21 protein-coding genes are annotated in these 18,788 nt (G+C 59.1%); 20 read left to right on the top strand and 1 reads right to left on the bottom strand.

Annotated elements, in window-relative coordinates:
• Positions 1–5: 5 nt before the first annotated feature.
• From iscR to JOE33_RS08050, 20 genes are all read left to right on the top strand, one after another.
• A complete protein-coding gene (gene iscR, locus JOE33_RS08145) occupies positions 6–497 on the top strand; it encodes a Fe-S cluster assembly transcriptional regulator IscR (protein ID WP_002552474.1) in 492 nt (163 codons plus the stop codon).
• Between the two features lie 44 nt (positions 498–541).
• On the top strand, positions 542–1,756 hold the full coding sequence (locus JOE33_RS08140) for an IscS subfamily cysteine desulfurase (protein ID WP_003409112.1): 1,215 nt from the start codon (positions 542–544) through the stop codon (positions 1,754–1,756).
• Between the two features lie 81 nt (positions 1,757–1,837).
• Entirely contained in the window at positions 1,838–2,224 is a 387-nt protein-coding gene (iscU, locus tag JOE33_RS08135; RefSeq protein ID WP_002552476.1) for a Fe-S cluster assembly scaffold IscU, read from the top strand.
• Between the two features lie 71 nt (positions 2,225–2,295).
• Positions 2,296–2,619 (top strand): iron-sulfur cluster assembly protein IscA, encoded by a 324-nt coding sequence (gene iscA / locus JOE33_RS08130; RefSeq protein WP_003365093.1) that lies wholly within the window; start codon positions 2,296–2,298, stop codon positions 2,617–2,619.
• Positions 2,620–2,629: 10 nt separating this feature from the next.
• On the top strand, positions 2,630–3,151 hold the full coding sequence (gene hscB, locus JOE33_RS08125; RefSeq protein WP_032613738.1) for a co-chaperone HscB: 522 nt from the start codon (positions 2,630–2,632) through the stop codon (positions 3,149–3,151).
• 44 nt (positions 3,152–3,195) lie between these two features.
• Positions 3,196–5,058 (top strand): Fe-S protein assembly chaperone HscA, encoded by a 1,863-nt coding sequence (gene hscA / locus JOE33_RS08120; protein WP_032613736.1) that lies wholly within the window; start codon positions 3,196–3,198, stop codon positions 5,056–5,058.
• A gap of 3 nt (positions 5,059–5,061) precedes the next feature.
• Positions 5,062–5,403, top strand: a complete 342-nt coding sequence (gene fdx, locus JOE33_RS08115) for an ISC system 2Fe-2S type ferredoxin (RefSeq protein WP_003314175.1) — start codon at positions 5,062–5,064, stop codon at positions 5,401–5,403.
• A gap of 14 nt (positions 5,404–5,417) precedes the next feature.
• Positions 5,418–5,618, top strand: a complete 201-nt coding sequence (gene iscX, locus JOE33_RS08110) for a Fe-S cluster assembly protein IscX (protein WP_032613734.1) — start codon at positions 5,418–5,420, stop codon at positions 5,616–5,618.
• Positions 5,619–5,714: 96 nt separating this feature from the next.
• Complete coding sequence (gene ndk / locus JOE33_RS08105) at positions 5,715–6,140, top strand: nucleoside-diphosphate kinase (RefSeq protein ID WP_002552482.1); 426 nt, start codon at positions 5,715–5,717, stop codon at positions 6,138–6,140.
• A 33-nt stretch (positions 6,141–6,173) separates the two neighbouring features.
• Positions 6,174–7,322 carry a 23S rRNA (adenine(2503)-C(2))-methyltransferase RlmN gene (rlmN, locus tag JOE33_RS08100; RefSeq protein WP_003314177.1) on the top strand — a complete coding sequence of 383 codons (1,149 nt, stop codon included), beginning with the start codon at positions 6,174–6,176 and terminating at the stop codon, positions 7,320–7,322.
• A gap of 26 nt (positions 7,323–7,348) precedes the next feature.
• Positions 7,349–8,107 carry a type IV pilus biogenesis/stability protein PilW gene (gene pilW / locus JOE33_RS08095; RefSeq protein WP_054992949.1) on the top strand — a complete coding sequence of 253 codons (759 nt, stop codon included), beginning with the start codon at positions 7,349–7,351 and terminating at the stop codon, positions 8,105–8,107.
• Positions 8,107–9,111: a RodZ family helix-turn-helix domain-containing protein gene (locus tag JOE33_RS08090; RefSeq protein WP_032613731.1), complete on the top strand. Its 1,005-nt coding sequence runs from the start codon at positions 8,107–8,109 to the stop codon at positions 9,109–9,111. Before pilW ends, JOE33_RS08090 begins: the two co-directional genes overlap by 1 nt.
• A 3-nt stretch (positions 9,112–9,114) precedes the next feature.
• Positions 9,115–10,224: a flavodoxin-dependent (E)-4-hydroxy-3-methylbut-2-enyl-diphosphate synthase gene (gene ispG, locus JOE33_RS08085; protein ID WP_003365075.1), complete on the top strand. Its 1,110-nt coding sequence runs from the start codon at positions 9,115–9,117 to the stop codon at positions 10,222–10,224.
• Positions 10,225–10,246: 22 nt separating this feature from the next.
• The gene (gene hisS / locus JOE33_RS08080) at positions 10,247–11,536 is read left to right on the top strand and encodes a histidine--tRNA ligase (RefSeq protein ID WP_032613729.1); all 1,290 of its coding nucleotides are present in this window, start codon (positions 10,247–10,249) and stop codon (positions 11,534–11,536) included.
• Positions 11,537–11,575: 39 nt separating this feature from the next.
• Positions 11,576–12,217: a tetratricopeptide repeat protein gene (locus JOE33_RS08075; protein WP_002552488.1), complete on the top strand. Its 642-nt coding sequence runs from the start codon at positions 11,576–11,578 to the stop codon at positions 12,215–12,217.
• Positions 12,210–13,364: an outer membrane protein assembly factor BamB gene (gene bamB / locus JOE33_RS08070; protein WP_010428301.1), complete on the top strand. Its 1,155-nt coding sequence runs from the start codon at positions 12,210–12,212 to the stop codon at positions 13,362–13,364. The genes JOE33_RS08075 and bamB overlap by 8 nt, the downstream gene beginning before the upstream one ends.
• 138 nt (positions 13,365–13,502) lie before the next feature.
• Positions 13,503–14,975 (top strand): ribosome biogenesis GTPase Der, encoded by a 1,473-nt coding sequence (gene der, locus JOE33_RS08065; RefSeq protein ID WP_003365072.1) that lies wholly within the window; start codon positions 13,503–13,505, stop codon positions 14,973–14,975.
• A 109-nt stretch (positions 14,976–15,084) separates the two neighbouring features.
• Positions 15,085–16,233 carry a pyridoxal phosphate-dependent aminotransferase gene (locus JOE33_RS08060; RefSeq protein ID WP_010428300.1) on the top strand — a complete coding sequence of 383 codons (1,149 nt, stop codon included), beginning with the start codon at positions 15,085–15,087 and terminating at the stop codon, positions 16,231–16,233.
• Entirely contained in the window at positions 16,221–17,012 is a 792-nt protein-coding gene (locus JOE33_RS08055) for an amidohydrolase (RefSeq protein ID WP_010428298.1), read from the top strand. The genes JOE33_RS08060 and JOE33_RS08055 overlap by 13 nt, the downstream gene beginning before the upstream one ends.
• Before the next feature lie 59 nt (positions 17,013–17,071).
• Positions 17,072–17,518: a FlxA-like family protein gene (locus JOE33_RS08050; protein WP_010428296.1), complete on the top strand. Its 447-nt coding sequence runs from the start codon at positions 17,072–17,074 to the stop codon at positions 17,516–17,518.
• Between the two features lie 122 nt (positions 17,519–17,640).
• Here JOE33_RS08050 and JOE33_RS08045 read toward each other — a convergent pair whose 3' ends face one another.
• Positions 17,641–18,510 (bottom strand): oxaloacetate decarboxylase, encoded by an 870-nt coding sequence (locus JOE33_RS08045; RefSeq protein ID WP_010428294.1) that lies wholly within the window; start codon positions 18,508–18,510, stop codon positions 17,641–17,643.
• Positions 18,511–18,788: the final 278 nt, after the last annotated feature.

Genomic DNA, 18,788 nt, shown 5'->3' with positions numbered 1-18,788 from the left:
ACGCCATGCGACTGACTACTAAAGGCCGATACGCTGTAACAGCCATGCTTGACCTGGCGTTGCATGCGCAGAACGGGCCAGTGTCTCTGGCCGACATCTCCGAGCGGCAGGGGATTTCCCTGTCCTACCTCGAGCAGCTGTTCGCCAAGCTGCGTCGCGGCAATCTGGTTTCCAGTGTTCGCGGTCCGGGTGGTGGTTACCAGCTGTCGCGCGACATGAAAGGCATCCAGGTTGCTCAGGTTGTCGATGCAGTCAATGAATCGGTCGATGCCACGCGGTGTCAGGGTCTGGGCGATTGCCACGCTGGCGATACCTGCCTGACCCACCACCTGTGGTGCGATCTGAGCCAGCAGATTCACGAATTTCTAAGCGGTATCAGCTTGGCGGATCTTGTCACTCGCCGTGAGGTACAAGAAGTCGCTCAGCGCCAGGATATGCGCCGTGGTCATAACCACATGTCGCAACTGGGTAAGATCGAAACGTCCGCCGTCGAATGAACGCAGATGAATGAGCGGTGCGCCTGCCTGATAGGAGAGCTTCAATGAAATTGCCAATTTACCTCGACTACTCCGCGACGACCCCTGTCGATCCGCGTGTCGCGCAGAAAATGATCGATTGCCTGACCGTCGAAGGAAACTTCGGTAACCCGGCCTCGCGCTCCCACGTCTTTGGCTGGAAAGCCGAAGAAGCGGTCGAGAACGCCCGTCGTCAGGTCGCCGACCTGGTCAGCGCCGATCCTCGCGAAATCGTCTGGACCTCGGGTGCTACCGAATCCAACAACCTGGCCATCAAGGGTGTTGCGCATTTCTATGCCAGCAAAGGCAAGCACCTGATCACCTCCAAGGTTGAACACAAGGCTGTCCTCGACACCACTCGCCAGCTGGAACGCGAAGGTTTCGAAGTGACCTATATCGAGCCGGGTGAAGACGGTCTGATCACGCCTTCGATGATTGAAGCGGCACTGCGTGACGACACCATTCTGGTTTCGATCATGCATGTGAACAACGAGATCGGCACGATCAACGATATCGCCGCGATCGGTGAACTGACCCGTTCGCGTGGTGTGCTGTTCCACGTCGATGGCGCGCAGTCGACCGGCAAGGTTGAAATCGATCTGGCCAGCCTCAAGGTTGACCTGATGTCGTTCTCTGCTCACAAGACCTACGGCCCGAAAGGCATCGGCGCACTCTACGTCAGCCGCAAGCCGCGTGTTCGCCTTGAAGCGACCATGCACGGCGGCGGTCACGAGCGCGGCATGCGTTCCGGCACCCTGGCCACCCACCAGATCGTCGGCATGGGCGAAGCCTTCCGTATCGCCAAGGAAGAAATGGCTGCTGAAAACGTGCGCATCAAGGCACTCAGCGATCGTTTCTTCAAGCAGGTCGAAAATCTGGAAGAGCTGTACGTCAACGGCAGCCTGACTGCACGCGTACCGCACAACCTGAACCTGAGCTTCAACTACGTCGAAGGCGAGTCGCTGATCATGGCGCTCAAGGATCTGGCGGTATCGTCCGGTTCGGCCTGTACCTCGGCCTCGCTTGAGCCTTCGTACGTGCTGCGTGCCCTGGGTCGCAACGATGAGCTGGCGCACAGCTCGATTCGTTTCACCTTCGGCCGTTTCAGCACCGAAGAAGAAATCGATTACGCCGCGCAGAAGGTTTGCGAGGCTGTCACCCGGCTGCGCACACTTTCGCCGCTGTGGGACATGTTCAAAGACGGCGTCGACATCTCCAAGATCGAGTGGGCGGCGCACTAATTTAAAGTCGCCTCCAACACAGGTCATGCGCCATTGCGCGTGACCTGCAGAGCGGCTCCCTGATGTGAGAGGAATAGAATCATGGCTTACAGCGAAAAGGTCATCGACCACTACGAAAATCCACGTAACGTCGGCAAGATGAACGCGGAAGATCCTGATGTTGGCACCGGCATGGTCGGCGCTCCTGCGTGCGGCGACGTGATGCGCCTGCAGATCAAGGTCAACGAGCAGGGCGTTATCGAAGACGCCAAGTTCAAGACCTATGGCTGTGGTTCGGCCATTGCGTCCAGCTCCCTGGCGACCGAGTGGATGAAAGGCAAGACTCTGGATGAAGCAGAGACCATCAAGAACACTCAGCTGGCTGAAGAGCTGGCACTGCCGCCGGTGAAGATTCACTGCTCGGTACTCGCTGAAGACGCCATCAAGGCGGCCGTTCGCGATTACAAGCAGAAGAAAGGTCTGCTGTAAGCAGGCTTTTCAAGAGAGGCTTGCGACAGAGTTAACTGCAACAGGCTAATGCAACAGGCTAAGGAGTTCCGATGGCTATCAGCATGACAGAAGCTGCCGCTAACCACGTACGACGCTCCCTCGAGGGGCGCGGCAAGGGTGACGGCGTTCGTCTGGGTGTCCGCACCACAGGCTGTTCAGGTCTTGCCTATGTGCTCGAGTTCGTCGATGAGGCGGCCAGCGAAGACACCGTGTTTGAAATGCACGGCGTCAAGGTGATCATTGACCCGAAAAGTCTGGTCTATCTGGATGGCACCGAGCTCGACTTCGTGCGCGAAGGGTTGAACGAAGGCTTCAAGTTCAACAATCCCAACTCGCGCGGTGAGTGCGGCTGTGGCGAAAGCTTCAACGTCTGAGGCTTTTATTGTGGGTACTCCCTGTCACTTCGCCCTGTTCGACCTCAAGCCCGAGTTTCAGCTTGATCTTGATCAGTTGGCTACGCGCTACCGCGAGCTTGCGCGCAACGTGCACCCGGATCGTTTTGCGGATGCCCCCGAGCGTGAGCAGCGTGTTGCGCTGGAGCGCTCGGCCAGTCTCAACGAGGCCTATCAGACCCTGAAAAGCCCGCCGAAAAGGGCGCGCTACCTGCTGGCAATGAACGGCAACGAAGTGCCGCTCGAAGTCACGGTGCATGATCCCGAGTTTCTTCTGCAGCAGATGCAATTGCGCGAAGACCTCGAGGACTTGCAGGACGAGGCTGATCTGGCCGGCGTTGCGACCTTCAAGCGTCAGCTCAAGGTCGCTCAGGACGAACTGAACCAGAGCTTCGCGGCCTGTTGGAATGATGCTGCACAACGCGAGCACGCTGAAAAGCTGATGCGGCGTATGCAGTTTCTCGACAAGCTCTCTCACGAAGTGCGCCAGTTAGAAGAGCGCCTCGACGATTAACCCCGCGCGGCTTCGGCCGCGCGCCAGTGATTATTCTGAACAGCATGGCTTTACTGCAGATCGCCGAACCCGGCCTGAGTCCTCAACCGCACCAGCGTCGTCTGGCTGTGGGTATCGACCTGGGCACTACCAATTCTCTGGTTGCTGCAGTACGCAGCGGCCTGTCCGAACCGCTGGCCGATGCAGATGGGCAGGTCATTCTGCCGTCTGCCGTGCGCTATCACGCTGATCGTGTCGAAGTAGGGCAGTCAGCGAAAGTCGCCGCCTCCCAGGACCCGTTCAACACCGTTCTGTCGGTCAAGCGTCTCATGGGTCGCGGTCTGACCGACGTCAAGCAGCTGGGCGAGCAACTGCCGTACCGGTTTGTCGGCGGTGAGTCGCATATGCCGTTCATCGACACCGTGCAGGGGCCGAAAAGCCCCGTCGAAGTCTCCGCCGACATCCTCAAGGTCCTGCGCCAGCGCGCAGAAGCCTCGCTGGGTGGCGAGCTGGTAGGCGCGGTGATCACCGTTCCTGCCTATTTCGATGACGCTCAGCGTCAGGCGACCAAGGACGCTGCCAGACTCGCAGGCCTCAACGTGCTGCGCCTGCTCAATGAGCCCACGGCTGCTGCCGTTGCCTACGGTCTGGATCAAAAGGCCGAAGGCGTCGTTGCCATCTATGACCTGGGCGGCGGAACCTTCGATATCTCGATTCTGCGTCTGACCGGTGGTGTGTTTGAAGTACTGGCCACTGGCGGCGATACCGCTTTGGGTGGCGATGACTTTGATCATGCGATAGCCAGCTGGATCGTTACTGATGCCGGTCTGTCTGCCGATATTGACCCTTCTGCGCAACGCAGCCTGCTGCAGGCTGCCTGCTCGGCCAAGGAAGCGCTGACTGACGCCGAGTCTGTCGAGGTCGTCTACGGCGAGTGGCGTGGCACGCTGACTCGCGAGGCGCTCAATGCGCTGATCGAACCTATGATTGCGCGCAGTCTCAAGGCCTGTCGCCGTGCGGTCCGTGACACCGGTATCGAGCTTGAAGAAGTCGAGGCAGTGGTCATGGTCGGCGGTTCGACCCGTGTTCCACGAGTACGCGAAGCGGTGGCCGAGCTGTTCGGTCGTCAGCCGTTGACCGAGATCGACCCGGATCAAGTGGTGGCCATCGGGGCTGCGATCCAGGCCGATACCCTGGCCGGCAACAAGCGTGACGGTGGCGAACTGCTGCTCCTCGATGTGATTCCGCTCTCGCTGGGGCTGGAAACCATGGGTGGGCTGATGGAGAAGGTCATTCCGCGCAACACCACCATTCCTGTTGCGCGTGGTCAGGAATTCACCACGTACAAGGATGGCCAGACGGCCATGAAGATTCATGTCCTGCAGGGCGAGCGTGAATTGATCAGCGACTGTCGTTCGCTGGCGCGGTTCGAACTGCGTGGCATTCCGCCGATGGTCGCGGGTGCGGCAAAGATTCGTGTCACCTTCCAGGTCGATGCAGACGGTCTGCTCAGTGTCTCGGCGCGTGAAATGGGCTCGGGCATCGAGTCGAGCATTCAGGTCAAGCCTTCCTACGGGCTGACGGATGACGAGGTCACTCGCATGCTCAAGGATTCCTTCGAGTATGCCGGCGACGACAAGGTTGCTCGTGTGCTGCGTGAACATCAGGTCGATGCCGAGCGCCTGCTCGAGGCTGTTCAGGGTGCCCTGGAAGCCGATGGAGAGCGTCTTCTCGACGAGGAAGAGCGTCTGGTCATCAACCTGCAGATGGACGAACTCCGTGAACTGATGCAAGGCACCGATGGTTATGCCATCGAGCAGCAGACCAAGCGTCTGTCGCAGGTGACCGATGCATTTGCTGCCCGACGCCTTGATTCGACGGTAAAAGCCGCACTGGCCGGGCGCAACTTGAATGAGATTGAGGAATAACTGATGCCGCAGGTGATTTTTCTGCCCCACGCCGAGCATTGCCCGGACGGGCTGGTTGTAGAAGTGGAGCCCGGCACGTCTATTCTCGACATTGCCCACGAGCACCACATCGAGATTGAAAGCGCCTGTGGTGGCGTGTGTGCGTGCACCACCTGTCATTGCGTCATTCGCGAAGGGTTCAATTCGCTGAATGAAGCCGATGAGCTGGAAGAAGACATGCTCGACAAGGCGTGGGGGCTGGAACCACAGTCGCGTCTGTCCTGTCAGGCCATTGTCGGCAACGAAGACCTCACGGTCGAAATACCCAAGTATTCGCTCAACCACGCCGCTGAAGCGCCGCACTGATTCAAGGATTGCTCATGAGTCTCAAATGGGTTGATGTGCAGGAAATCGCCATCCAGCTGGCTGAAAGCCACCCGGAAGTAAATCCGCTCACCGTCAGTTTCCCCAGGCTGCGTGATCTGGTCATGGCCTTGCCTGAATTCGATGACCACCGGGACCGCAGCGGGGAAAAGGTCCTGGAGGCGATCCAGACATTGTGGATCGAAGAGCTGGATTGACGTTCAGTAACGCGCGCAGTTAGGCAATACACCAGAACCCGCGTATAATTCGCGGGTTTAATTTTTCGCTTCAATCACTGCTTCTGGAGTTTCACCATGGCTGTTCAACGTACTTTCTCCATCATCAAGCCTGACGCCGTTGCCAAGAACGTAATCGGCGAGATCACCACTCGTTTCGAAAAAGCCGGTCTGCGCGTTGTCGCTTCCAAGCTGAAGCAACTGTCCAAGGCCGAAGCTGAAGGTTTTTACGCTGAGCACAGCGCTCGCGGTTTCTTCGGCGACCTGGTTGCCTTCATGATCTCCGGTCCGGTTGTCGTTCAGGTTCTGGAAGGCGAAAACGCTATCGCTCTGAACCGCGAGCTGATGGGCGCTACCAACCCTAAAGAAGCTGCTGCCGGCACCATCCGTGCTGACTTCGCTGATTCCATCGACGCCAACGCTGTTCACGGCTCCGATTCCGAAGCAGCCGCCGCTCGCGAAATCTCGTACTTCTTCGCAGCTACCGAAGTAACCGCTCGCTAAGTCATTTTTGACTGACGAGTGAAGGGTGAATTCATGATTGCATCGACTGGTAAAACCAACCTGCTGGGGCTGACTCAACAGGAAATGGAGAAATTCTTCGACTCTATCGGGGAGAAGCGCTTCCGTGCCGGTCAGGTCATGAAGTGGATTCACCACTTCGGCGTCGACGATTTCGACGCGATGACGAACGTCAGCAAGGCCCTGCGCGAAAAGCTCAAGGCCTGTGCTGAAGTTCGCGGTCCTGAAGTGGTCAGCGAGGACATCTCCAGCGACGGCACCCGTAAATGGGTCGTGCGCGTAGAGTCCGGCAGCTGTGTCGAGACCGTCTACATTCCGCAGGGCAAGCGCGGCACCTTGTGTGTTTCGTCCCAGGCGGGCTGTGCCCTGGATTGCAGTTTCTGCTCCACGGGCAAGCAAGGCTTCAACAGCAACCTCACCGCCGCCGAAGTCATCGGTCAGGTGTGGATTGCCAACAAATCCTTTGGCAGCGTCCCGGCTACCGTCGACCGTGCCATCACCAACGTGGTGATGATGGGCATGGGTGAGCCGCTGCTGAACTTCGACAATGTCATTGCCGCCATGCATCTGATGATGGATGACCTGGGGTATGGCATTTCCAAACGCCGGGTGACCTTGTCCACTTCCGGTGTGGTACCGATGATCGATGAGCTTTCCAAGCACATCGACGTGTCCCTGGCCTTGTCGCTGCACGCACCGAACGATGCGCTGCGCAACCAGTTGGTGCCGCTCAACAAGAAATACCCGTTGAAAGTGCTTCTCGAGTCCTGCCGTCGCTACATGTCCAGTCTGGGCGAAAAACGTGTGCTCACCATCGAGTACACCATGCTCAAGGACATCAACGACAAGGTAGAACACGCGGTCGAGATGATCGAACTGCTCAAGGACACGCCTTGCAAGATCAACCTGATCCCGTTCAACCCGTTTCCGCACTCCGGTTACGAGCGTCCCAGCAATAACGCGATACGTCGTTTTCAGGACCTGTTGCATCAGGCCGGTTATAACGTCACTGTGCGTACCACACGTGGTGAGGACATCGATGCTGCATGCGGCCAATTGGTCGGGCAGGTGATGGACCGCACACGTCGTAGCGAACGCTATATAGCCGTGCGTGAGTTGAGCGCCGAGGCCGATGCGGCCCCTGTTGCGGTGACTCGAACCTGACTGCGAACCTGACCGAGAGAGACTCCATGTCTGTGCGTGCCTCGCTGCTGCTATGTTTTGTCGTCTTGCTGACAGCATGCGTGTCCACAGGCAACGTCAACCCGTTGACGACGGCTCAGGGGCGCGAGGAAGCGCGCAAGGCTTATGTGCAGCTCGGGCTGGGGTATTTTCAGCAGGGGCAGACGGAGCGGGCCAAGGTTCCGCTGAAGAAGGCGCTCGAACTCGACAGCTCCGACGCGCAGGCCAACGCCGCACTGGCTCTGGTATTCCAGACCGAAATGGAGCCGGAGCTGGCAGAGCAGTACTTTCGCAAGGCATTGGCCGCCAGCAATAACGAAACACGTATCGTCAACAATTACGGCAGCTTTCTGTTCGAGCAAAAGCGTTACAAGGAAGCCTACGAGCGTTTTGAACAGGCGGCTGCCGACAACCTGTATCCTGAGCGGTCACGGGTTTTTGAAAGCCTGGGCATGACCTCGCTGAAGCTGGGCAACCGCGAGCAGGCTCGCGAGCAATTTACCAAGGCATTGCGCCTGGACCGGCAGTTGCCAGTATCCTTGCTGGAAATGGCTCAGCTGTCCTACGAAGACAAGCAATATGTGCCAGCGCGTGACTATTACGACCGTTTTAGCCAACTCAGCGAGCAAAATGCACGTAGTCTATTGCTCGGTACACGGCTGGCGAAGATATATGATGATCGTAACAAGGCAGCCAGCTATGGTCTGCTGTTGAAAAGACTCTATCCCGGTACGCCGGAATATCAGCAATACCTGTCGGAGCAATGATGAAAGCGGCGCATCCCGAAGTTGTAGCAACCAATCGCGTGAACCCTGGAGAAACCCTGCGCCAGGTCCGCGAGAGCAGGAGCTGGTCGCTGCCAGATGTGGCCTTGAGACTCAATCTCACCGTGACCTCCCTGACCAATCTGGAGAACGGCCAGTTTGAAAAGCTGCCCGGGCATACGTTCGCCCGGGGGTATGTGCGCGCCTACGCCAAACTGCTTGACCTTGATCAGACGGCGCTCGTCGAGCAGTTCGATCAGTTCACCGGCACCGACGGCAAAGGCAGTTCGGTTCACGCGCTGGGCCGTATCGAAGAGCCGGTCAGGCTGTCGCACAACATTCTGCGTATTGTCAGCCTGCTGTTGCTGGTGATCCTGGTCGGCGGCGGTTTCTTCTGGTGGCAGGATCAGGCCACCTTGCGCGGCAAGGACCAGTCCGGGCTGAACATGGAGCATGTCGAAGTCGAAAGCGCTGACGGCACTACGCAGATTCACCCGCTTGACGAGCCGGAAGAGCCTGCTGTGGCCGAAACGCCTGCCTCCGGACAAACTTCCTTGCCGTTGAATACCGGTGCGCCTGCCAGTGAGGCACCCGCTGCTGCGCCTGCGGCCCCGGCTTCCAACGCTACAAGTCACGCAACCGCACAACCACAGACGCCTGCTGCCGCCACGCCACCGGCGAGCACGCCGCAAGCTCCCGTGGCTGCGCCGACCGTGCCGTCGATGCCGACTGCACCTGCCGAGCAGCCAGCGCCTGCCATGGCGGGTGGCGGTCAGGTGACCGTACAGTTCGTCGCCGATTGCTGGACCCAGGTCACTGACGGAAACGGCAAAGTGCTGGTCAGCGGTCTCAAGCGCAAGGGCGACAGCCTGGATGTCAGCGGCAAGCCGCCGTTGACCCTGCGTCTTGGCTATGCGCGCGGTGCGCAGGTCAGCTACAACGGTCAGCCTGTGGATGTAGCACCTTTTACCAGCGGCGAAACTGCTCGCCTGAAGCTAGGGCAATAAGTCATGCACGGCGAATCTCCAATCAAGCGTCGCGAATCCCGAAAAATATGGGTCGGTTCCGTACCGGTCGGTGGTGATGCGCCGATCGCGGTGCAGAGCATGACCAACAGCGACACCAACGATGTGGCCGCTACCGTGGCACAGATCAATCGTCTGGAAGCCGCGGGTGTCGACATCGTGCGTGTGTCGGTGCCGGACATGGACGCTGCCGAAGCCTTTGGCCGCATCAAGCAGCTGGTCAAGGTGCCGCTGGTCGCCGATATCCACTTCGATTACCGCATTGCCCTGCGTGTGGCCGAGCTGGGCGTTGACTGTCTGCGTATCAACCCTGGCAATATCGGTCGTGAAGACCGTGTCCGTGCCGTGGTCGATGCTGCGCGTGATCGGGGCATCCCGATCCGCATCGGCGTCAATGCCGGTTCGTTGGAAAAAGACCTGCAGAAGAAGTACGGCGAGCCTACGCCAGAGGCGCTGGTAGAATCTGCGCTGCGCCATGTCGAGCATCTGGAGCGCCTGAACTTTCCGGACTTCAAGGTCAGCGTCAAGGCTTCCGATGTTTTCATGGCTGTCGCTGCCTATCGTCTGCTGGCCAAAGAGATTGTTCAGCCGCTGCACTTGGGCATTACCGAAGCCGGTGGCCTGCGTTCGGGCACGGTGAAATCGGCTGTCGGTCTCGGTATGCTGCTTGCCGAGGGAATTGGCGATACTATCCGCATCTCGCTGGCGGCTGACCCGGTCGAGGAAGTGAAGGTCGGGTACGACATCCTCAAATCGTTGCGCCTTCGTTCGCGTGGAATCAACTTCATCGCCTGCCCGAGCTGCTCGCGGCAGAACTTCGATGTGGTCAAGACCATGAACGAGCTGGAAGGTCGCCTCGAGGATTTGCTGGTTCCGCTGGATGTCGCGGTCATCGGTTGTGTGGTCAATGGTCCGGGCGAAGCCAAGGAGGCGCATATCGGCCTCACCGGTGGCACGCCGAACCTGATCTACATCGACGGCAAACCCGCGCAGAAACTGACCAATGACAATCTCGTGAATGAGCTGGAACGCTTGATTCGCGAGAAAGCGGCTGAAAAAGCCGAAGCCGACGCCTCGGTCATCGTGCGCGGCTAACCCGGATTGCTAAGGATTTTCTGTGAGTAAGTCTCTACAAGCCATTCGTGGCATGAACGACATTCTGCCCGAGCAGACGCCACTGTGGCGTCACTTTGAAGGCACTGTTGCACGTCTGCTGGATAACTACGGTTACCGGCAGATTCGTATGCCTATCGTCGAATTCACCGAGCTGTTCAAGCGCTCCATCGGTGAAGTGACCGATATCGTCGAGAAAGAGATGTACACCTTCGCCGACCGCAACGGCGACTCTCTGACCCTGCGCCCTGAAGGCACTGCCGCGTGCGTGCGCGCAGTCCTCGAGCACGGCATCACTGGCGGCGGCCAGGTTCAGAAACTGTGGTACATCGGTCCGATGTTCCGTCACGAGCGTCCACAGAAAGGCCGTTATCGTCAGTTTCACCAGATCGGTGTAGAAGTTTTCAACCTTGACGGTCCGGATATCGATGCCGAACTGATTGTCATGACCTGGCGCCTGTGGGGCCTGCTGGGCATTCGCAACGCCGTCAAGCTCGAACTGAACAGCCTGGGCACCAGCGAGGCGCGTGCGCGTTACCGCGATGCGCTGGTCGAATACCTCTCGGCACGTCTCGACCAACTGGACGAAGACAGCCAGCGCCGACTGAAAACCAACCCGCTGCGCGTGCTGGACACCAAGCACCCTGAAACCCAGGCTGTGCTGGTCGATGCGCCGAAACTGGCGGACTATCTGGATGACGAATCCCGCGTTCACTTCGAAGGCCTGAAGGCCCGTCTGGACGCAGCCGGTATTCCTTATGTGATCAATCCGAAGCTGGTGCGTGGCCTGGATTACTACAGCAAGACCGTTTTCGAATGGGTCACCGATCAACTCGGTGCTCAGGGTACGGTCTGTGCAGGCGGTCGTTACGATGGACTGGTCGAGCAGATGGGCGGCAAGCCTACTGCAGGCGTCGGTTTCGCGATGGGTATCGAGCGACTGGTTCTACTGCTTGAAACCCTTGAGCAGGTGCCGGAAGAAATTGCCCGTCAGGTCGATGTCTACCTGTGCGCGTTTGGCGAAGCGGCCGAACTGGCGGCCCTGGCACTTACCGAAAAGGTGCGTGATCAGTTGCCGACCCTGCGGTTGCAGGTCAACGCCGGTGCCGGCAGCTTCAAGAGCCAGTTCAAGAAAGCCGACAAGAGCGGTGCGCTGTACGCGCTGATCCTCGGCGAAGAAGAACTGGCGGCAAAGGTCATTGGCGTCAAACCCCTGCGTGGCCAGGGTGAACAACAAAATATTTCCTGGGATGCTCTGTCAGAGCACCTGGCCTCCTGCGTCGTGCAGGGTTGAAGCTGATTTAACAGCCGTTTAGCGAATAGGAGTATTGGGGTGTCGGGTACCGAAGATGAAGAGCTGGCGGTAATGAAGGACTGGTGGCAGCGCAACGGCAAACCTCTGTTGACCGGTGGTCTGCTGGCGCTGGTCGTGGTTCTGGGTTGGCAGTTCTGGCACAGGTATCAGGCCAGCCAGTCGCAAGGCGCCTCGATGCTTTATCAGCAGTTGCTGGAAACCGCACTGACGCCCAGTGGCCAGGCAGACACCGCACGTGTCGCCGAGATCTCCGGCAAACTGAAAAGCGAATTCGGTGGCACTACCTACGCACAGTTCGGTAGCCTGTTCGTCGCCAAGGTGGCGGTCGATGCCGGCAAGCTGGATGATGCTGCAGCCGAGCTGAAAACCGTGGCCGACAAGCCTGCCAACGACACGCTGGGCGAGATTGCCCGTCAGCGTCTGGCGCGCGTGCTGGCTGCGCAGAACAAGACCGATGACGCGCTGAAGCTGCTCGACGGCGATGCCGACAAGGCTTTCCTCGCCAGTCGTGAAGAACTCAAGGGTGACCTGCTGGTACAGCTGGGTCGTACCGACGAGGCGTATGCTGCATACCAAAAGGCCAAATCTGCTCTGTCCGAAGACGCAGCAGTGGGTGGCCTGCAAATGAAGCTCGACGATCTGGCGAAAGGGGATGCGTGACGTGATTCGTTGGAAACATGCAGCATTGCTGGCTCTGGCCATTCTGGCCGCGGGTTGCAGCAGCAACAGCAAAAAGGAATTGCCTCCGGCCGAGCTGACCGACTTCAAAGAAGAAGTGGTTTTGCACAAGCAGTGGAGCCGTTCCGTTGGCGACGGCCAGGGCAAGACTTACAACATGCTCGTGCCAGCCATTGATGGCGACCGCATCTATGCGGCTGACGTCACTGGAGAAGTCGTGTCGCTGGACCGTCTGACCGGCGACGTGATCTGGAAGAAGGATCTCGACCTGCCCGTTTCCGGTGCAGTCGGCGTGGGCTATGGCCTGGTAATGATCGGCACCCTCAAGGGTGAAGTGATTGCCATGGACGCCACGTCCGGTGAGGAAAAGTGGCGCGCTCGCGTGACCAGTGAAGTACTGGCTCCGCCTGCCACCAACGGTTCTGTGGTTGTTGTCCAGACTCAGGATGACCGCATCGTCGGTTTCGACGCTTCTACCGGTTCGCAGCTCTGGATCTACGAAAGTACGCCAGCGGTGCTTACCCTGCGCGGCACGGGTGCTCCACTGGCAACCAACCGTCTTGCCGTGGCAGGTCTGTCGACCGGCAAGGTAGTCGCTCTGGATATCACCAACGGCGTGCCGATCTGGGAACAGCGTGTTGCTATCCCGCAAGGTCGCTCGGAACTGGATCGCGTTGTCGATATCGACGGCGGCCTGCTGCTGTCCGGCGGTACCCTGTACGTCGCTACCTATCAGGGTCGCGTCGCCGGTCTCGATCTGGAAAGCGGTCGTGTGCTCTGGCAGCGTGATGCTTCGAGCTACTCGGGTGTCGCCCAGGGCTTTGGCAGCGTCTACGCCACTCTGGCCTCCGGTACTGTCGAAGGTATCGACGAGCGTTCGTCCTCTGCACTGTGGAGCAACGAATCACTGGCTCGCCGCCAGCTCGGCGCACCGGAAGTGTATTCCAGCTATGTAGCGGTCGGTGACATGGAAGGCTACCTGCACCTGTTGAGCCAGGTGGACGGTCGTTTTGTCGGTCGCGAACGTATCGACAGCGACGGCCTGCGTGCTCGTCCGCTGGTGGTTGGGGACATGATTTACGTGTATGGCAACAGCGGCAAACTGGAAGCCCTGACCATCAAGCAATAAGTGTCCATGCCCGGGGCCAATGGCCCCGGGTGCCCTTGCTTCGGCAAGGCTGCGGTGCCTTTGTGGCATCGCCCCGAACTCCGGCCGCTGCCCTGCAGCGGCTTTTGTATTTTCTGAAATAACGAAGTGGAGAGCCGCATGGTTCCCGTAATCGCCCTGGTGGGTCGACCGAACGTCGGCAAGTCCACCATGTTCAATCGCCTGACCAGGACTCGCGACGCCATTGTCGGCGATCTGTCCGGTCTTACCCGTGATCGCCAATACGGAGAGGCGAAGTGGCAAGGGCGCTCCTATATTCTGATCGACACCGGCGGTATCTCCGGTGACGAGCATGGCATGGACGAAAAGATGGCCGAGCAGTCGCTGCTGGCCATTGAAGAAGCCGATGTGGTGCTGTTTCTGGTGGACGCCCGTGCGGGCTACACCGCTGCTGATCAGATGATTGGTGAGCACCTGCGCAAGCGCAACAAGCGTTCCTACGTGGTTGCCAACAAGATCGACAACATCGACGAGAACCTGGCGCGTGCCGAGTTCAGCCCGATGGGTCTGGGCGACGCCATTCCGGTGGCCGGTGCCCACGGTCGTGGCATCTCGCAGATGCTCGAAATCGCTCTGCGGGAATTCCCCAGGGACGAGGATGAGCCTGAAGAGGGCGTTGAGGTCGAGGAAGTCGCCGAAGGTCAGGAAGCCAAGCGCATTCCCGGCCCGAGCGAGAAAGACGGCATCAAGATCGCCATCATTGGTCGTCCCAACGTGGGCAAGTCGACGCTGGTCAACCGCATGCTGGGTGAAGACCGGGTTATCGTCTATGACGAGCCAGGCACCACGCGCGACAGTATCTACATTCCCTTCGAGCGTAACGAAGAGAAGTACACGCTGATCGACACCGCCGGTGTGCGCAAGCGCGGCAAGATCCACGAGGAAGTCGAGAAGTTCTCGGTGGTCAAGACGCTGCAGGCCATCAAGGACGCCAACGTGGTGATCTTTGTGATGGATGCCCGCGAAGGTGTGGTCGACCACGACCTGAACCTGCTGGGCTTCGCCCTTGAAGCGGGCCGTGCGCTGGTCATCGCGCTGAACAAGTGGGACGGCATGACGCCGGGCGAACGCGATTTCGTGAAGATCGAGCTGGAGCGCCGGTTGTTCTTCGTCGACTTCGCCGACATCCACTTCATTTCCGCGCTGCACGGCACGGGCGTGGGCAACCTGTATCAGTCGGTACAGAACTCGTTCAAGTCCGCGGTAACGCGCTGGCCGACCAGCCGCCTGACCCAGATTCTCGAAGATGCGGTCAGCGAGCATGCGCCACCGATGGTCGGCAGCCGCCGCATCAAGCTGCGCTACGCCCACTTGGGTGGTGCCAACCCGCCGCTGATCGTGATCCATGGTAACCAGGTCGAGAAGGTACCCAAGTCCTACGTCCGTTACCTGGAAAACACTTACCGGCGTGTGCTCAAGCTGGTCGGTACGCCGATCCGTATCGAGTTCAAGGGCGGCGAGAACCCGTATGAAGGCAACAAGAACACGCTCACCGACCGTCAGGTCAACAAGAAGCGTCGGATGATGTCGCACCACAAGAAGGCCGACAAGAAGCGCCGCGACAAGCGCTGAGTCAGCATCGGGAAAAAGGCGCTTCGGCGCCTTTTTTTGTGTCCGTTTAATGGGCTATCCTGCCTGACCCGTGCCGCCCGGTGCCGGGAGATTGCAGGGAAAGGGTTCCATGATCGACAGCAAGTTGCCCAATGTGGGCACCACTATCTTCACCGTCATGTCACAGCTGGCCGCCGAAACCGGCGCTATCAACCTGTCCCAGGGGTTTCCCGATTTTGACGGCCCGCAGGCGCTGCGTGATGCGGTTTGCCGACACGTCACTCAAGGACATAACCAATACTCACCGATGACCGGGCTGCCTGCGCTTCGTCAGCAAGTCGCGGCAAAGATCGCCCGCAGCTATGGGCGTACGGTCAATCCGGACAGCGAAATCACCATCACACCGGGGGCCACCCAGGCGATTTTCTGTGCGATCCACAGCGTTATTCGTGCTGGCGACGAAGTGATCATCTTCGACCCGTGCTATGACAGCTACGAGCCTGCCGTCGAATTGGCCGGTGGGCGCTGCGTTCATGTGCAACTGGGGCTGGATGACTTCTCCATCGACTGGCAAAAGCTGAGCGATGCGCTGAGCCCGCGTACCCGCATGATCGTCATCAACAGCCCGCACAACCCCAGTGGCGCGTTGATCAGCCGTGCAGAGCTCGATCGACTGGCCGCGCTGATTGCCGATCGCGATATTTACCTGCTCAGCGACGAGGTCTATGAACACCTGGTGTTCGACGGCGCACGTCATGTCAGTGTGCTCGACCACGAAGCGCTGTATCAGCGTGCCTTCGTCGTCAGCTCGTTCGGCAAGACGTATCACGTTACAGGCTGGAAAACCGGTTACGTGGTCGCGCCTCCTGCGCTGACGTCCGAGCTGCGCAAGGTGCACCAGTATGTAAGCTTCTGCGGTGTCACGCCGTTGCAGTACGCGTTGGCCGATTTCATGGCCGAGCACCCGGAGCATGTCGATGAGCTGCCAGGCTTCTATCAGGCCAAGCGCGACTTTTTCTGTGGTCATCTGGCCGAGTCGCGTTTCAGCTTCCGGCCGGTGGGCGGGACTTATTTCCAGTTGGTCGATTACTCGCAGATCAGGCCCGACCTCAATGACGTCGACATGGCCTTGTGGATGACCCGTGAGCATGGTGTGGCGAGCATTCCGATTTCTGTGTTCTATCAAAGCCCGCCAGCAGGGCAGCGCCTGATCCGCTTGTGCTTCGCCAAGCAGGAAGAGACGCTGCGTCAGGCGGCGGAGAAACTATGCGCGATATAAGCGGGCTGCCGAACCTTGACCTGGCGCTGATCCAGACCACGCTGGCGTGGCATGATCGCGAGGCCAATCTCGAGCATTTCGAGCAATTGCTGGATCAGGCGCGTGGCGCGGATCTGGTGATCCTGCCGGAAATGTTCACCACCGGTTTCTCGATGGAGTCCGAGGCCCTGTCAGAGCCTGAAGCCGGGCCTACATCGGCATGGCTATTGGCGCAGGCCAGGCGCATCGACGCCGTGGTGACCGGCAGCGTCATGATGCGCGCTGCCGATGGCAGTCATCGCAATCGCCTGCTGTGGGCACGACCGGACGGTGAGCTGCTGCATTACGACAAGCGCCACCTGTTTCGTATGGCCGGTGAGCACCAACACTACACGCCGGGTGATCGCCAGGTGATGTTTGAGCTCAACGGCTGGCGCGTGCGCCCGCTGATCTGCTACGACCTGCGCTTTCCGGTCTGGAGCCGTGATGCGCAGGACACCGACCTGTTGCTGTACACCGCCAACTGGCCGGGTGCGCGGCGCCTGCACTGGAATCGCCTGCTGCCTGCCAGAGCCATTGAAAACCTGTGCTATGTGGCGGCAGTCAATCGCGTCGGGTCGGATGGCAAGGGCTTTGCGTACACCGGCGACAGCCAGGTCCTGGATTTCCAAGGCGAGAGCCTGTTGAGCGTGGGCGAAGCGGACGGCGTGTTCAGGGCAACGCTCAGCGCGGCAGACCTGCAAGCCTATCGCACACGGTTTCCAGCGGGTCTGGATGCGGACTCTTTTAATATTGAATAAAAGTACTTCAGAATGTTTCAGGTCGGCCGATAGCTGTTTCAGACCTCCAGGAGACCGTCATGACTACTATCAATACATCCACGCTGAACAGTTACTCAAGCTCGTTGACGCTAGCGGTCAAGCCTGCCGACGCTGAAACGAACAAAGCCGTCACTGCCGCTGCGACCTCGACGACTGAAACAGAGAAAAGCTCTGATCAGGCGTCAACTGAAGGTGGCAAGGCCGGTGCGGCGGGTGGCGGCGGCAGTGTTGGTGGCTCCAGCGAATCGTCTCTCAATCAGACCATCGAACAGATAAAGCAGCAGATCAAGGACGCTCAGAAGCAACTCGCTGAGCAGAAGGCGCAGTTGGCTGCCGCCCAAAGCGGTAAGGGCTCGGCGGAAGAAAAAGCTCAGAAATCCATGGCGATTCAGGGGCAGATAGCGACTATCAGCGCCAACCTGCAGACGCTGCAGGCCTCGTTGTTGCAGCTGGAAACCGGTGGCGGTGTAAACACCACCGCGTAATATCGCCTGTCGGGCGTCCGCAGGGACGCTCATCAAGCCCACGCACGCTGTTGCGTGGGCTTGCAGTTGCGGACGCTTTGCGTCCGCTCCTGCTCAGGCGGCGCAGTGTCCGGCGTTGCCTGTCACTCGTTCACGTTCATGAACTTGCGGGCCCACTCTACGTAGTCTTCAGGCTGCGTGTAGGTATGGGTCAGTTCGGTCGCGCTCATGTTCGATTCGCTGCCCAGGATCTGGCGCTGCTCGCGCAGGCAGTCATAGGTGGCCTTGATCGCGGCGAAGTACGCAGCGTGGCCATGCACGCAAACCCTCACGCCCATCTCGGCAAGACGCGCGTTGTCGTGCAGTTCCGGGTTGCCGTACGTCACCAGCATCAGCGGCACGGTCACGCCTTCGGATATCTGTGCCAGGTGATCGAAGTCACGAATGCCGACGATGGTAATGCCGTCAGCACCGGCAGCCTGGTACTGCTGAACCCGGCTGATGGCTTCCTGAACCGGAATGATCGCTGCGTTGGTACGAGCGAAAATCGACATTTCCGGATCGATACGCGCTTCCAGCGCTGCGCGGATCTTGCCAACGCCTTCTGCAGTGGAAATCAGGTCAGTAGATTTGCGTCCGAACTGCGCCGGCAGCAGGGTATCTTCGATCGTCAGTGCAGAGATGCCGGCACGCTCCAGTTCGACAACGGTGCGCATGACGTTAAGGGCATTGCCATAACCATGGTCTGCGTCCGCGATGACCGGGAGCTGTGCGACACGGCCGATGCGCGTGGCCTGTTCAACGAATTCGCTCAGGGTGATCAGCGCGAAGTCAGGGGCTGCCAGGACTTGCAGCGACGCCACGGAGCCGCCGAGGATGCCTACTTCAAAGCCCAGATCCGCTGCGATTCGCGCTGACATGGGGTCGAACACCGAGGCTGTGTGAAAGCAAGAGTTCGACGAGGTGAGCGCACGGAAGCTGCGGCGCAAATCTTGATGGGAAGCCTTGGGCATAATCGCTCCAAATGTGATTGGATCAGCTCAGCGTACCGAGGCCGATGGTAATTTCAATGCACGGTGGGTCTGCCCGAGCATTCTTTTCGTCCGGAAATCAATGCAGTAGTCGTCTTGGTTTTATAGGAAAGGTGCAGCTGGCAGGTAAGTCCGAGCAGGCATCGTCAGCATATGAATTGCTGTTGGATTGGGCGCGCTCTGGAGTAAGGGCAGCATGCTACCACAGCATAAATGAAAAAGATTATGCCGAAACAGGCAGGGTCATGCGCGGAATGCAA

This window comes from Pseudomonas sp. PvP027, assembly GCF_017833005.1.
GTDB classification, from domain to species: domain Bacteria; phylum Pseudomonadota; class Gammaproteobacteria; order Pseudomonadales; family Pseudomonadaceae; genus Aquipseudomonas; species Aquipseudomonas congelans.
This window is presented reverse-complemented; position numbering and strand designations above follow the sequence as displayed.

Bases quoted from the DNA above. Each gene is read 5' to 3' on its own strand.
- JOE33_RS08050 (WP_010428296.1), top strand. From the start codon at position 17,072: ATGACTACTATCAATACATCCACGCTGAACAGTTACTCAAGCTCGTTG.
- iscA (WP_003365093.1), top strand. From the start codon at position 2,296: ATGGCTATCAGCATGACAGAAGCTGCCGCTAACCACGTACGACGCTCC.
- JOE33_RS08090 (WP_032613731.1), top strand. From the start codon at position 8,107: ATGAAAGCGGCGCATCCCGAAGTTGTAGCAACCAATCGCGTGAACCCT.
- JOE33_RS08140 (WP_003409112.1), top strand. From the start codon at position 542: ATGAAATTGCCAATTTACCTCGACTACTCCGCGACGACCCCTGTCGAT.
- iscX (WP_032613734.1), top strand. From the start codon at position 5,418: ATGAGTCTCAAATGGGTTGATGTGCAGGAAATCGCCATCCAGCTGGCT.
- hscA (WP_032613736.1), top strand. From the start codon at position 3,196: ATGGCTTTACTGCAGATCGCCGAACCCGGCCTGAGTCCTCAACCGCAC.
- bamB (WP_010428301.1), top strand. From the start codon at position 12,210: ATGCGTGACGTGATTCGTTGGAAACATGCAGCATTGCTGGCTCTGGCC.
- ispG (WP_003365075.1), top strand. From the start codon at position 9,115: ATGCACGGCGAATCTCCAATCAAGCGTCGCGAATCCCGAAAAATATGG.
- der (WP_003365072.1), top strand. From the start codon at position 13,503: ATGGTTCCCGTAATCGCCCTGGTGGGTCGACCGAACGTCGGCAAGTCC.
- JOE33_RS08045 (WP_010428294.1), bottom strand. From the start codon at position 18,510: ATGCCCAAGGCTTCCCATCAAGATTTGCGCCGCAGCTTCCGTGCGCTC.
- pilW (WP_054992949.1), top strand. From the start codon at position 7,349: ATGTCTGTGCGTGCCTCGCTGCTGCTATGTTTTGTCGTCTTGCTGACA.
- ndk (WP_002552482.1), top strand. From the start codon at position 5,715: ATGGCTGTTCAACGTACTTTCTCCATCATCAAGCCTGACGCCGTTGCC.
- iscU (WP_002552476.1), top strand. From the start codon at position 1,838: ATGGCTTACAGCGAAAAGGTCATCGACCACTACGAAAATCCACGTAAC.
- iscR (WP_002552474.1), top strand. From the start codon at position 6: ATGCGACTGACTACTAAAGGCCGATACGCTGTAACAGCCATGCTTGAC.
- rlmN (WP_003314177.1), top strand. From the start codon at position 6,174: ATGATTGCATCGACTGGTAAAACCAACCTGCTGGGGCTGACTCAACAG.
- fdx (WP_003314175.1), top strand. From the start codon at position 5,062: ATGCCGCAGGTGATTTTTCTGCCCCACGCCGAGCATTGCCCGGACGGG.
- JOE33_RS08055 (WP_010428298.1), top strand. From the start codon at position 16,221: ATGCGCGATATAAGCGGGCTGCCGAACCTTGACCTGGCGCTGATCCAG.
- JOE33_RS08060 (WP_010428300.1), top strand. From the start codon at position 15,085: ATGATCGACAGCAAGTTGCCCAATGTGGGCACCACTATCTTCACCGTC.